Source organism: Colwellia piezophila ATCC BAA-637, assembly GCF_000378625.1.
In the GTDB taxonomy this organism is placed as follows: domain Bacteria; phylum Pseudomonadota; class Gammaproteobacteria; order Enterobacterales; family Alteromonadaceae; genus Colwellia; species Colwellia piezophila.
This window is the reverse complement of record NZ_KB905166.1, coordinates 38321-51914: the sequence shown is the minus strand read 5'-3', so window position 1 is coordinate 51914 and position 13594 is coordinate 38321. Positions and strand designations below refer to the sequence as shown.

Genomic DNA, 13594 nt, shown 5'->3' with positions numbered 1-13594 from the left:
TTCTCTACATTTATTGGCAAAGCGTACAAGTCACCCCAAGCTCCAAACCTTGGCAACTTTAATACTCGATATTAAAACAGCGAATGATCAATCTAGTTTTTCTAGTATTGACAAAGCACTTTCAAAATCAAACATTTCAATGGCTGACTTAAGTTTATCTAATTGTTCTTGTTGTGATAAATATAGGTCAGATGAAAGAAGTTTGAGAACTATTGCTAAAGACGCTGCATCTGATGCTGACAACATGATTTTTAACTGGCCTACTAACCCTTGACATCGTCTTGCCTTACCTTTTGTTCGTTGATTTTAATATCAAAAGAGATAGCAGTGATTTTAGGTAATACCACATCAAGCTTACGAGCAACTTCATTAATTCTCAGTTTGATATCAACCGGCTTTTCTTTGTTTAGAAACATCTGCTCTATGTTCGCGAACAAGAGACTAATACTTTGCAGGCCAACCGTTGCTGAGGTGCCTTTAAAGTTATGAGCTAAGCGAGTGGACAATGAATGATCTTTACACTTCATCGCCTGTTCAAATTTCAGCCTAACATCGATACTTTCATGGCTGTATATTTGCAGTAGCTTAGCTAACAGTTGGATATTATTCTGACAATGTGAAATTGCGCTATTCACCTCTATGCTCTCTATTTGACGCAATTGTTGGATATATTCAACTTCTTGAGAATCAACTGAACCCAATAAGTTCTCACATAAATTATGCGAACTATCATCAATTTGTTCAACTGTCTCAGCTAAGTCATTAATTTGTTCTACAGCTGTGTGACTGTTATTTTTTTTAAACCACTTGGCGATACACGAATACATTTTATTGGGATTAATAGGTTTGGCGATATGATCATTCATACCACATGCTAATACTTTTTCTTTGTCTCCGACCATCGCGTTAGCAGTCATGGCTATAATGGGTAAATTTTGATATTTTTCGATGGCTCTTATTTTCTTGGTCGCTGTGTAGCCATCCATAACGGGCATTTGACAGTCCATCAATACACCGTGGTAATCTTTTTTTGCTAACATCTCTATCGCTTGTTGCCCATTGACAGCCACATCAATAGTCATGCCCTTCATCGACAGTAACTCAACGGCTAACTCTTGATTAAATTCATTATCTTCAACTAGTAGGACATTAAGACCAGCCAATTCTTCAAAAGATGGCGAGTTGACTTTGTCACGCGCTATAAAAATCTGTTTCTCATTTTTGACGCTAAAACTAAACATAATCGAGTCTAATAAAACTGATGGTGTTATTGGTTTAGTAATAAAGGCTCTTATATCAACACCTACTGCTTCTTTAACAGCATCTTCCCTATTATAAGCCGTTACCATAATACAAAAGGGTAATTCATTTTTATTCGAACTTTGCTTTATTTCTCTGATAGTTTCAATGCCATCCATACCAGGCATTTTCCAATCCATCACCACCAACTTAAACGGTTTCTGCTGTTGCTCGGCCTTCGCCACTAAATCAATTGCTTGAAAACCATCTTTTGCTGAGCTGACCTGAAAGTTAAAGCTTTTCAAAATCGAGATGAGAATTTCTCTTGATGTAGCATTATCATCAACTACTAACACATGATAGTCTTTAAAAGGGCTAATCATATTTTCTCTTACCGCGATTTCATCTTTAGCAGAAGGTGATATGCCAAGCTTAATTTCAAAACTAAAAGTGGATCCCTGTTGGTATGTTGACTCAACCTCAATGGTGCCCCCCATTAAGGACACTAAATTTCTTGATATAATTAAACCTAAGCCACTACCACCATATTTTCGAGTGACAGAGCTGTCTGCTTGTGAGAAAGACTTAAATAATTTTGTCAGGTGTTCCGATTTCATGCCAATGCCAGTATCTTCAATAGCAAATAACAAGATAGCACTATCATCCTCTGATTTAACCAAGACTACTTTAATCACCACCTCGCCCTGCTCGGTAAATTTAATGGCATTATTGGCTAAATTGATCAGCACTTGACTTAACCTGAGCGGATCGCCCATAAGACGTAATGGAATGTTATAGGGTATTTTAAAGAACAGACCGATGCCTTTGTCTTCCGCTTTCAAGCTAATAACATTGCTCAGGCTCTCTAGGGTTTCATGAAGATTAAATTCGACATGTTCAATTTCAAGTTTTCCCGCTTCAATTTTAGAAAAATCCAAAATATCATTAATAATGCCCAAAAGTGCTTCCGATGCACGGTATGCTTTGTCAATGAAATTACGCTGTTTTTCTGTCAAGTCAGTCTGTAATGCTAGATGGGTCATACCCATAATGGAATTCATCGGCGTGCGGATTTCATGAGACATATTGGCGAGAAAATTACTTTTCGCTTGAGTCGCCTCCTCGGCTTTATCTTTAGCTTGAATAAGATCTTTTTCTAATAATTTTCTGCTGCTAATATCTCGAATAGCTGCGGATATTAATCTGCCTCCTTCAAGATCAATTGGACTCAAACTAATTTCTACAGGAACTAAAATTCCAGTTTTAGTGCAAGCGCTAAGATCAAAACCTGCGCCCATCGCACGAGTTTTCGGTGACTGTATATATTTATCTCTAAGGTCAATATGCTTTTTTCTAATTTGTGACGGAAGTAACATTTCTATCGATTGCCCAATCAATTCACTTCGATCATAGCCAAATAAGTTTTCCGTTTGTTTATTTACTAAAACTATTACCCCCTTGTCATTAGTGATAATAATACTGTCTGGCGCCGACTCTAGCATACCTCTAAATTGCTTTTCTTTATCACCAAGCTCTTTGAGCAACCACTCTTGCTGTTGACCATGCTTAAAAACAACACTTAAGAATTTCAATATCAATAACATAAAGAGCAATAACACTGCCGGAATTAACAGCGCAAACCATGATGATTCTGGATAACGAATATGACTTTTAGAGCTAGCAGTAACATATAATTTACGACCAAAAAAATCCACAGTTACCGTTTTATTGAATAACTTACTCGCCTGTCTGTTATCAGCACGTCGAGAATAATGAATATGAACTACTTCGTTTTGATAACTATCGGAGAAAGTGAATTCAATTGCCGCAGGTTCGGTGTAACGCACAAATATTGACTCTAACATTTTACTAATATCCAGTACTCCAACTACTAGCCCGACTAAATTACTAATAGCAGTATTCTTTTTTATATTCCCTGGATCTTTATAAACGGGAATTAATAATATGACCCCCTTGGTAGAATTCGTTTTTTGTATTAAATTAACGATATGTGAAGACGCAAATTGATTATTTTGGATAGCCCTGAAAATGGCTCCTTGAGGCATTGGGTTAGACGCAACATCAAATCCAAAAGCGTTAATATTCGCTAGCTTTGGCTCGGCATAAATTACCGGAAAATAAAAGTCTTTATCATCTACAGCCACTATTTTATTATTTTCATTCAGCATTTTAATAAAAAACTGCTTACCATGTTTTACTTGTTGCTTGGCAATAAACTGTTCTAAATCAACACTTTTTACTAAAGGACTCCATTGCAGTGACACTAGACCAGGCAATTCCCTTAAATCAGCGGAAGATAGTAATTTAAATTCATGCTCAGTAATTTTTTCAGAAAAGTAAAATGCCTCACGAACATCCTGCAAAGCATCAACATAGTGTTCCAAACCTTGTTTGATACTATTAAGGTGACTCGATACTGCGGCATCAAACTGGGTATTAACTTTTATTTGATGATTGACACTCAAATATTGAAATAAGGTAAAACTAAGTACCGTACCGATAGTAGTTACCGTACCGTATATCAACAGTTTATCCTGTTGCAGTCGACGTTTACCTTTGTTGAGTGAGAGAAAATGGCCATAATATACAAAGAGTAAAATAACTAAAGAACCAATTAACAACACACCTTCATCAATAAATAATTGGTTTTCGTTTAATAAAGTTAACGCTATATTATCTTCGTACGTTGCCAAAGCCTGCCATAAGCCAACAGTAACAATCGTTGAGTAGCAGGCCAAACCATAAGCTTTAAATGATTTTATACTTCCTTGAGGTTTTATCAGGCTAAGTTCTGTTTCGATATAGAGTGTGAGACTGAAACCAAATAAAATAAAACCAAAGGCTGTATGCACTGCCATTCGGGTTAACTGTCCCCAGCCATAAGCCGTTTCTACCCCAACTACATATCCCAAAAGAGCCACGGTTCCTAAACTAGAAATTATATAACCAACAATATGTGCTGCCCGTATAGAAAGTGCAGAATCATTTTTGACATTGATAAAGAGCAAGGCAATACCCGCCCACAAAAAACATAAGGCGGTGTTTGGTGCCATTCTGCCTGGATGAGATGATTTGACCTCAATATAATGTTTCATCAATACTTGATCTATGCCAATTGAAACACTAAAAATATACTGGCAAAGGGTTAAGAAACCTAAAAAACAAAGCATGACTGCGAAAATATTGGATAGTTTTTTGTACTGATACAAATGACAAAGTAACCCCAAGCCACAACAAAAAAAACCAAGGGCTGTATTAAACTGCATAGGGACAAATGAGCTATTGATTTGTATTAAATCTACATTTTGACTCAACCAGCCCCATATGACAGAGGCTCCTAAAAGAATAACAACAGAAGCCAATATCTTCGGCATATTAATACTAAAGTTACTTTGAAAAACAGTTTTTTTATTAAACGGGTTTACTATTGCCATAAGTTATCGAGTCCTAGTCATCCTGATGTACTAAGCTTTAATTAAAAGTAGTTGTAAACCATGGATATTGCGACTAAATAACAAGAGTTTAGCTATAATTTTCCCTAGTGTTTTTATAAAAAACATAAACTAATTAAAGCTATCCGCTGTGGAGCATCGATATTAGGGACCTGTGAGTTAAAGGTGTATTGCCTCCTAGCGAAAATAAGGTATATAAACTGGCTACTGGAGTAGAAATGCACTTAATAGGCGAGTAGATGAGAATCAAACATTAACACCAAAAGCCAGTGTTATACGATGAGATGTTTACCTGCCCGTACTTGATGGTTTTACACTTGACCAAAAGCTCTAGTCTCTGCCAGAAACAGAAGACACCCCGGTGTTTTTTAATACCCGTTCAATAACTGCACTATTATTAATTTTATTGTCGGCTACAACAAAGCATTAAAACATGACCCCTCCCGATGTCGCCTGTGCTATTAAAATTAGTCACAATAATCGAATAGTGAAATTATTAAATTCGACTAAACTTCAATAAAGACAATAAACAAGGAATAGTCATGAGTAATCAAATAGAAAAACTACAAATGTTGATCACATTAGAAAAAAGCCTGTTATTCGTGCAATACAATCAGCAAAAAAAACAAGCCATTCTGCTGAGCATAGTTATTGTATTCTTTTTATTAACCGTACTTTCGGTCAATGCTGCTCTTTTCTTTCACCTAAGCGATTTTAGTGAACATGCCGTGAGTGCTTGGAAAATGGTTGCTTTAAATACCTTGCTGGCATTAATTCCCCTTGGTTTACTTTTTTCAAATCGGCAAAAATCTGCTCCAGAAAATGCAGTAAAGGATATTCGAGATGCACTGTTAAGTGACTTAAAAGAACAAGCAGAATCGAACATTATCAACGTACAAGAAAGTATTGAAAAAATACAAAATTTTAGTCGTGATATCAAAACATTTAGCGATGGCGGTTTAAAAGCGCTTATCCCTATAATTAAACTCGCTTCTGAAGTTATAGACAAAAAAAAAGATTGAATCAACAAGGTTAACTCATGACTATTGAAAAGCTTACTATTCGTTTAATATTGTTTTTAGTAATTATTACCCTACTAATACTTGGCAAGCCACTCATAGTACCCATTGTTGTCGCATTGTTAGTTTGGATGCTCATTGATGCGTTAGCGACGAAGTTAAAATCAATAAAAATATTTGAAATACCTTTACCCAAGTGGCTTATATCGCTAGGCGTTATCCTTGTCTTTTCGTTTCTGTTGTTGTTTTTTTACCAGGTAATGATTATACAAACTGATAAATTAGTTGCAGCTGCACCTTTTTATCAAGAAAAGTTTGCCCACTTAATTGTGCAACTATCTCAACTAACCGGGCTGAAACTTGATGTTCTAGTTAGTGAGTTATTTTCCAATATAAACATCACTGAACTTTTAGCTTATGTTGCTGACTCAACCCAAAGCATGCTTTCCAGTGTTTTCTTAGTCACTATTTATCTTGCTTTTTTGTTTATTGAGCAAAGTCATGCCAAGGCAAAAATCATCGCTTTAAAAAATCTTTCTGACCGATTTACCTTAATTCAATCCATTTTCAAAAGTAGTACTTTGCTAATCAAACGCTACATAAGGCTAAAAAGTGCCATCAGTGCGCTAACATCTCTGCTATGTTATTTAGTATTCGTCATGTTTGACGTTGATTTCGCCGAGTTATGGGCCATTAGCACCTTTTTATTAAATTTCATCCCTAATATTGGCTCTGCCCTCGCAGTATTTTTTCCGAGCATACTAATTAGTTTACAATTTGATAGCTTGTCACACATCGCATTGATTATAACCTGTTTGGTCATTATTCAATTTGTTATTGGCAATATTATAGAGCCGGCAATAATGGGCAAGAGTCTGAATTTAAGTGCTTTTATGATACTTATTTCTTTAAGTTTTTGGGGCTTTATTTGGGGTATTGCCGGTATGTTTTTAGCCATCCCATTAATGGTCGCAACAGCCATTCTATTTTCTCATATAGATGAAACCAAGTGGATTGCAATATTAATGTCCGCTGACGGGCAATTGTTAATTGAACAAGACAATAGAAACTCGAAAACATAAGTGATATTTTTTATCACTTATGTTTCAAGAATTCATGAATAAGAACTACAGTTGGCAGCATCATAAAATAATAATACTTAGCTAATCAGTAAAATTCTCTATCTTTGCTTCAATGCTGGCTTTTAAGCTTGATACTTTTGTCATGTAGTTTGAAACCTTGTCCTTAACTTGCTCTACTTTTTCAGCCTGGATAGACTTGGTTTTTTCTAGGGATTTTTCAAACTGTTCTGTCGACTTAATCAGCTCAGCTTTAGCTTCTATGATAACGTCTTTACTGTCCATTTTTCCTAAAGCGACTTGTAGTTTTAAGTTATCTACATTAGCCGAGATGTTATCTTTGACATCGCCGAAAGAAGCTCCAATATCGGTTAAATAGTCACTTAATTCCGTTGCTGCTACCGCCGCCTCTTTACGCTTAGCGATTATGCTATCATTTAGTTCAGCTTCGCCCAGCGCAACTTGCAGCTTTATTTCATCTGTTTTCATTTGAACGTGGTTCATTTGTTCATTAATCTCAGCTTTTATGGTTTCGATAGTAGTCATAATCCTCACCTTTAATTTATTATAGAGTTGTTTAGTTTAGTTTGATTTAGTAAATAAGTAGCTTTAATTTAGTTGCTGCTTACTTGAACGAGATTAATGATATCTAAAAAAAACAAGGTTGGATGTGTACAATAACTGAACGTTTGTGTGAATTAACACAGCCCATGTGTAAACTGACAATAAATGAGTATCTTAGTTAACAAAGCTGCTGTTTCCTCATCAATAAAACTTGTTAACTTATAATATGTATAAAGCATTTCCCCCTCTACAAATTACACCAGTATATTAATAGCTAACCAAGGGAAAAAGCTGCTCCGTCATTCAAAAGCAACTGATGGCGAAATGTTATTGCTCAACCTAATACACTTTTTATGCACACAAACATTCAGTAAAAGTACACAGACCTAGTCTTCATCATAATCAATAATAGATTGGTCAGCTCAACGGCTAATCTATATAACTACTTTAAAAGGTGAATATCATGGATACATTATTAAAATTGCTAAAAAATAACGCAAAACTACATGTGGCAGGCGGTATCACATTATCTCTAATTGGTTTACTTTGCATTAGCTTGCCCTTTTTATCCGGCTTAGCCATTGCGAACTTTGTGAGTTTAACTATGGTTGCTACTGGTATAACCATGAGTATATTTGCCTTTAGCAAAGAGAAAATCCTTCACAAGGTACTGAGTTTTATATCCGGTATCCTGGTAATGCTATTTGGTGTATTTATGTTCATTCACCCTGTAGGAAACTTATATACTTTAGCTATGATGGCGGTAAGTTACTTTGTTATTGATGGTATATTAGGACTTGTTGCCACTTATGAAGGGCGTAAAAATAAAGCCTGGGGCTGGATGTTATTCAGTGCCATTATCAGTTTAGTGTTAGCTGGTTTATTAATTGCTCAGTGGCCTTTATCTAGCTTTTATATTGTCGGTACTTTAGTTGGTGTACGGTTTATTTTTACTGGCTTTAACTTGGTTTTACTGGCGGCAACAGGTTTTGGCTTTATCAATTCGATAGACGATGTAAGCGAATTTAATGAGACTTCTTTAACGAGCTCTCAAACCCAAAGCGACACAAAGACTGAGGACACACTAACATCAACTCAAACAGTATAATTCTATTGAATAGTAACAATACTTCGGCCTACAGGGCAAAACCCCCGTAGGCCTTTTGTTTTCCATTAAAATCAAATTATTAATACCGGAAAATGTTCTGGTAAAACCAAATTAATTGCTTGTGGCATTACCTGATAAAAAATGTCATTTTCCTTAATAGGCTCACCATCTAAGTTTGTTTGTATCTCAATTTTTGCCTGCCACTTAGCCCACAGCACACGAAACCTTTTGACATAATCACCCTTTATTTCAGGATTAAGTAACTCATCAACGACTTGTAAGATATCTTCTTTAGGAGAACTGAGTAGAGCTACAATATCAAGTAAACCATCATCAATAAGTTCATTGGGGCTAACTTCTGCCCTCCTCCGGCTTATTTTGAGTTACATACCGCGCCCACAATTACATTACCCGGTAGTGATATATCGGGTAAAATAAGTTCTCCTGGCTAAGGAGAGAAATTTAGCGCTTGTACTAAGCCATTAAGGGTATAAGCACCACCACCAAGAAATTTTTTGAGTGCAACAGGCCTACTTGTCGTCACATGTTCACCAAAACCGCCACTAGCAACATTAATAAAAAATGCTCATTCGCTTTGACACAATTAACCAGAGAGGGTTTTCCCTGTTGAGCAAGTCTTAGAGCAGAAAAGAAATCACTAGGAATGGTGCAAGCGGTGGCAAAATCATTGGCGGTGCCAAGGGGTAATATAGCGAGTTCGAGCCTACCCCTGAAAGATTGGTGCATCAAGGCTTCAACGATTTCTTTTACGGTACCATCGCCACCACCAACAATAAGCCGCTGACAACCTTCATCACGGGCTTCTTTAACCAATCGAGCAACATCACCTTTACCCAAGTGGTTTATATCGCAAGGCGTTATCATAACCCTGTAGATTATGATGTTATTTTTTACCAAACAATGGTTACACAAACGGATAATTTAGTAGAAGCAGCAGCTTTTAATCAACAAAAATTGGAACATTTAATCGTTCAACTCTCTCAATTAACGGGATTGAAACTTGATGTTCTAGTTAGTGAGTTATTTTCCAATATAAATATAAATATAAATATGACTAACCTTTTAGCGTATATTGCTGACTCAACACAAAGCATGATATCGAGTATTTTCTTAGTTGCTATTGACCTTTTTTTGTTTATTGAGTGAAGTGGCCAAGTAAAATTAGCCACTTCATACTCATGTAGAAACATTTGGGGTTTATCACAATGTGGTACACACATTGATGTTAAACAAGCACACATCACAACTCTCACATTATTGATACTGTTTCTCTCGTTATCTTAACCACTCAAAAGCGAGAGTCATTATGGGATCAATTATTAGAAAGTCTGATTATGAACAGTCACTTGAAGAATTGCAGTCAAAATTAATAGCTCTGCAGGAGTGGGTAAAACGCACTGGTCAAAAAGTTGTTATCGTATTTGAGGGTAGAGACGCTGCCGGCAAGGGAGGTGTAATCAAAGCGATGATGGAAAGAGTCAGCCCCAGAGTATTTCGGGTAGAGGCACTACCTGCTCCCAGTGATAGAGAAAAAACCCAGATGTATGCTCAACGTTATATAGAGTGTTTTCCATCTGCAGGTGAGATCGTAATATTTGATCGCTCTTGGTATAACCGGGCAGGTGTTGAGTCTGTTATGGGTTTTTGTTCTGAGCTTGAAACGGAGCAATTTTTGTTAAACACACCTCTATTAGAAGAAGAAATGGTGAGAGAAGGTATTATATTATTAAAGTATTGGCTAGATGTTAGTAGTGAAGAGCAAGAAAAACGTATTCGTTCACGAATTGACACACCCACAAAACACTGGAAATTAAGTGCTTTGGATTTAGATTCACGACGGTATTGGTATCAATACTCTAAAGCCAGAGACAGGATGCTTGAGGCTACTGATACGCAACATGCCCCCTGGTTTATTGTCGATGCTGATGACAAACGCAAGGCAAGATTAAATTGTATCTCGCATATTCTAGAAACAATTCCCTATGAAGAGTTACCAGAGAAAGAAATTTATTTACCCGTACCAGAGTTACATCATGCCTATAATGATAAACTTTGCAGGGGTGAGCACAATTTTGTTGCTCAAGTGTATTGAGGCTTGGTGTTGGTAATATTAATCATTTCGCCATCAGAAAATCTGCTTTTCTTATCAAATGTTAAACCTTGCAATTTGGGCAACCATATATGGCAGTATAGGGCAAAACTTTAACATCTCATTGAATGAGATTATTTATACCTTGATAGGAGATTTTTCTGTTCATTTGTCTGTTCTGATGACGCCAATAATTTCTGCCCCTAATAGCACAACGCGAGCAGAAAAATAAACCCAAATCAACAGTACTATAATAGAGGACAGCGACCCGTACACGGCACTATAGTTTGCCGCCGTTTCCACATACCAGATAAAGAGCATTTTTCCAGTTTCAATCAATGCTATGGCAACCAAAAGCCCCGGTAGCAAATCACGCCACGGCAAACGTCGGTAGGGTAATAATATATACAAGGCACTAACCAGTATACCCGTAGTCATATAACCCACTCCGCGGTTAGTAATGATGTCCAATGCCATATTCCACTTAGAACCGAGCACATCCAGCTTGAGTTCGGACAATAATTCCGCCGTTGGTGATATTGCCAAGGTCACTAAGGCTAATAATGCAATGATCAATGTTAACCCGAAATAACGAAATGGTGACAAGTAAACTGCGAAGTTTCGCTTCATTCCTAGGGAGCAATTGATTGCCCGGCTCAGTGCGCCAATCACCTTACTGGCAGACCACATCAATACAACTACGCTGGTTATACCAGCGGCGCCACGAATTCGTACTAAAGAGTCAATATTCTGCGTAACAAACTCCGCACTAACCGGAAGTAGCTTGACGATCAGATCGTTCATCCACAACTGAATCTCAGATGACGTTAAGAAATAGCCACCAATAGAGATAAGGCCGAGAATTAGTGGAAAAAGTGATAAAAGAGTGTAATAAGCAATAGCAGCGGCACTGTCCTTACTCTGATGCTCTAGTCCGCTGTCGGTGGCACGAACCAGGACTCCGAGATAAGGTCTTTCAATCGCCCAGTCGTGAAGCCTGTTCAACCTGGTGACAATTGATGTCAACATCTTCATAGAATACAAAACTTAGAATGCTACTTTCAGATGTCGCGGTCGAATACTAAAACGCAATATCTTTTTGTGCATTGGCTCGCCGTCGAGGTTGCAATGCAGTTTAATGTCCGACTCGATTGTAAACTCAGCAAGCTGTCGATATACGATATGTATATTGTCCGGATTCATTGGATCTTCAAGTTCTTTGATGATGTGTTTCAATTGCAAACCACGATCTGCTCTGATTGCTACAAGATCGAGCAATCCGTCGTCAATTTTCGACAAGGGTGCAATGTCGAAACCTCCACCAGCATAGTGATTGTTAGCAACAGCAGCGAAATACATGCTGCCCTCGATGGCCGCCTCTCCCGGGATTTTAACACGGCATTCGTAGGAAGACAGATCCATCACCTTGACCATGCCTACCAAAGTGTAGGCCGCACCTCCCAGTGCCTTCTTCAGCTTGATGGGTGTCGTTGCCGTTATTTCTGCGCCAAAGCCCAAACTTGCGACATTTATGAAATTGCGACCGTTCAGCACACCAATATCGATTTCACGACCCTCGCGTTCGCAGCCGATACGCAGGCACTCAGCCAAATCGTCAACCGGCAGTTTGCAGCCGCGCGCAAAATCATTTGCGGTTCCTAATGGCAAAATGCCAAGTGTCAGATCGGGCTTAATCTTGCCATCACCAACAATCGCGTTAACGACCGCATTAATGGTGCCATCTCCACCACCTGCAATAATCCTAGTAGCACCGCTGTTTATTGCTTCCTGTACGATACGTGGTTTTTCGGACTTATTAAACGGCACCAACACACGTAAATCGTAGCCCTCTTTTTTTACCTTCTTTATCGCTTCTTTAACATAAGGCTCATTCACCGATTTACGATGCAATACTAATATGGTGGATTCAGCCATTATATTTCCTCAGCTAACAAATCGTTCGATCAACAGTCGAGCCGTATGCAAAATAATTAAGGTGTAAAGACCCGCAATGACATCGTCCGTCATGATGCCAGAGCCAAGACCCAATTTATCTTCAACCCAGTGGATCGGAAATGGCTTCCAGATATCGAATATGCGAAAAACAACAAAACCGCTCACGATCCAGCGCCCTTCGGCTGGCAGCATGAACATCGCGACTAGAAACCCAACAACCTCATCATAGACAATAAAACCGGGATCAATCGCGCCTACATCTCGTGCTGTCTGTCCACAGATAAATATTCCAACAAAAAACATTATAGCGACGACAATGGCATAAGGAATCGCCGCCATCGATGCCATAAACCAGAATAAGACGACGCCAACCAGAGTGCCGAAAGTCCCTGGTGCAAATGGCATGAGGCCGGTGCCGAATCCATAGGCCAACCAATGAACCGGGTACTTCCAGAGTAAGTATTTTATTGGGCTACAGATTTGGCAACAGAGCTGATTCCGACCATTGTTATACCATCCAATATGAGTTTGATACCGATGAGTACAATCCCTAACTGATATACTATTTTGTCAGCTTTAGCGAACGGTTCTAGTAGTTCATCAACTTTTATATCCACAACTTCTTCCTATTATTTAGGTCTGTTATCACGGTTAGCCGGTAATTTGCACCTACATTTTAAGATCGCTATAAAGCCAATATTTCCTTTTTTTCCTGCAGATTAAGCCCGAGAAGGGTATAAATCGCCTTCTTGGCATAGCTACCATTTTCTTTTACTTTAAAGTGAATCGCACCAAGCCAGAAAATTGGGTAGTTGCCATGTGTTTAGCTCAGTATAAGTTTGTCATTAACGCTACTAATTGTGCCTGTTAAGACGTTTATGCCATACATGTCTTCGACATCGGGGTAATGTCGCGGGAACTTATGCCAAGACTGAACATAGAAAGGATTTTACTTTCCATCTTATCAGTCATACGAGTATAAGTAATATAGACACCATATCCGATATAATCAACGCAGAGTATTAACGTCATTTAGAAATGGATTG

General features: G+C 38.0%; 12 protein-coding genes and 1 pseudogene. 5 read left to right on the top strand and 8 right to left on the bottom strand.

Features of this window, described 5'->3' with window-relative positions:
• The first annotated feature begins 49 nt into the window (after positions 1–49).
• The gene (locus F580_RS0112270; protein WP_157443098.1) at positions 50–274 is read left to right on the top strand and encodes a hypothetical protein; all 225 of its coding nucleotides are present in this window, start codon (positions 50–52) and stop codon (positions 272–274) included.
• Here F580_RS0112270 and F580_RS25540 read toward each other — a convergent pair.
• Positions 264–4694, bottom strand: coding sequence for a hybrid sensor histidine kinase/response regulator (locus F580_RS25540; RefSeq protein ID WP_026301413.1), 4431 nt, complete (start codon positions 4692–4694; stop codon positions 264–266). The genes F580_RS0112270 and F580_RS25540 overlap by 11 nt on opposite strands.
• Before the next feature lie 560 nt (positions 4695–5254).
• Between F580_RS25540 and F580_RS0112260 the strand changes: the two genes are divergently transcribed.
• Together F580_RS0112260 and F580_RS0112255 are read left to right on the top strand one after the other, a co-directional pair.
• On the top strand, positions 5255–5734 hold the full coding sequence (locus tag F580_RS0112260) for a hypothetical protein (protein WP_019028027.1): 480 nt from the start codon (positions 5255–5257) through the stop codon (positions 5732–5734).
• 17 nt (positions 5735–5751) lie between these two features.
• Positions 5752–6813 carry an AI-2E family transporter gene (locus F580_RS0112255; RefSeq protein ID WP_019028026.1) on the top strand — a complete coding sequence of 354 codons (1062 nt, stop codon included), beginning with the start codon at positions 5752–5754 and terminating at the stop codon, positions 6811–6813.
• Positions 6814–6894: 81 nt separating this feature from the next.
• Here F580_RS0112255 and F580_RS0112250 read toward each other — a convergent pair whose 3' ends face one another.
• Positions 6895–7356 carry a hypothetical protein gene (locus tag F580_RS0112250; protein ID WP_019028025.1) on the bottom strand — a complete coding sequence of 154 codons (462 nt, stop codon included), beginning with the start codon at positions 7354–7356 and terminating at the stop codon, positions 6895–6897.
• Between the two features lie 481 nt (positions 7357–7837).
• On the opposite strand from F580_RS0112250, the gene F580_RS0112245 reads away from it, so the two are divergent.
• Complete coding sequence (locus F580_RS0112245) at positions 7838–8482, top strand: HdeD family acid-resistance protein (RefSeq protein WP_019028024.1); 645 nt, start codon at positions 7838–7840, stop codon at positions 8480–8482.
• 71 nt (positions 8483–8553) lie between these two features.
• Here the strand turns inward: F580_RS0112245 and F580_RS27325 are convergent, their stop codons facing one another.
• On the bottom strand, positions 8554–8799 hold the full coding sequence (locus tag F580_RS27325) for a hypothetical protein (protein WP_425393338.1): 246 nt from the start codon (positions 8797–8799) through the stop codon (positions 8554–8556).
• Between the two features lie 223 nt (positions 8800–9022).
• Positions 9023–9367 carry a diacylglycerol kinase family protein gene (locus tag F580_RS25535; protein ID WP_083926981.1) on the bottom strand — a complete coding sequence of 115 codons (345 nt, stop codon included), beginning with the start codon at positions 9365–9367 and terminating at the stop codon, positions 9023–9025.
• 442 nt (positions 9368–9809) lie between these two features.
• Here F580_RS25535 and ppk2 point away from each other — a divergent pair, with 442 nt between their 5' ends.
• Positions 9810–10595, top strand: a complete 786-nt coding sequence (gene ppk2, locus F580_RS0112225) for a polyphosphate kinase 2 (RefSeq protein ID WP_019028022.1) — start codon at positions 9810–9812, stop codon at positions 10593–10595.
• A gap of 162 nt (positions 10596–10757) precedes the next feature.
• Here the strand turns inward: ppk2 and F580_RS25530 are convergent, their stop codons facing one another.
• From F580_RS25530 to F580_RS26905, 4 genes and pseudogenes are all read right to left on the bottom strand, one after another.
• Positions 10758–11627 (bottom strand): YihY/virulence factor BrkB family protein, encoded by an 870-nt coding sequence (locus F580_RS25530; RefSeq protein ID WP_019028021.1) that lies wholly within the window; start codon positions 11625–11627, stop codon positions 10758–10760.
• Positions 11628–11639: 12 nt separating this feature from the next.
• Positions 11640–12527, bottom strand: coding sequence for a YegS/Rv2252/BmrU family lipid kinase (locus tag F580_RS0112215; RefSeq protein ID WP_019028020.1), 888 nt, complete (start codon positions 12525–12527; stop codon positions 11640–11642).
• Between the two features lie 9 nt (positions 12528–12536).
• The gene (locus F580_RS24470; protein WP_281167220.1) at positions 12537–12980 is read right to left on the bottom strand and encodes a phosphatidylglycerophosphatase A family protein; all 444 of its coding nucleotides are present in this window, start codon (positions 12978–12980) and stop codon (positions 12537–12539) included.
• A 247-nt stretch (positions 12981–13227) separates the two neighbouring features.
• Positions 13228–13526 (bottom strand): annotated as a pseudogene (locus F580_RS26905) (transposase); the annotation flags it as partial.
• Positions 13527–13594: the final 68 nt, after the last annotated feature.

Bases quoted from the DNA above. Each gene is read 5' to 3' on its own strand.
- F580_RS25535 (WP_083926981.1), bottom strand. From the start codon at position 9,367: ATGATAACGCCTTGCGATATAAACCACTTGGGTAAAGGTGATGTTGCT.
- ppk2 (WP_019028022.1), top strand. From the start codon at position 9,810: ATGGGATCAATTATTAGAAAGTCTGATTATGAACAGTCACTTGAAGAA.
- F580_RS0112245 (WP_019028024.1), top strand. From the start codon at position 7,838: ATGGATACATTATTAAAATTGCTAAAAAATAACGCAAAACTACATGTG.
- F580_RS25540 (WP_026301413.1), bottom strand. From the start codon at position 4,694: ATGGCAATAGTAAACCCGTTTAATAAAAAAACTGTTTTTCAAAGTAAC.
- F580_RS25530 (WP_019028021.1), bottom strand. From the start codon at position 11,627: ATGAAGATGTTGACATCAATTGTCACCAGGTTGAACAGGCTTCACGAC.
- F580_RS0112260 (WP_019028027.1), top strand. From the start codon at position 5,255: ATGAGTAATCAAATAGAAAAACTACAAATGTTGATCACATTAGAAAAA.
- F580_RS0112215 (WP_019028020.1), bottom strand. From the start codon at position 12,527: ATGGCTGAATCCACCATATTAGTATTGCATCGTAAATCGGTGAATGAG.
- F580_RS0112250 (WP_019028025.1), bottom strand. From the start codon at position 7,356: ATGACTACTATCGAAACCATAAAAGCTGAGATTAATGAACAAATGAAC.
- F580_RS0112255 (WP_019028026.1), top strand. From the start codon at position 5,752: ATGACTATTGAAAAGCTTACTATTCGTTTAATATTGTTTTTAGTAATT.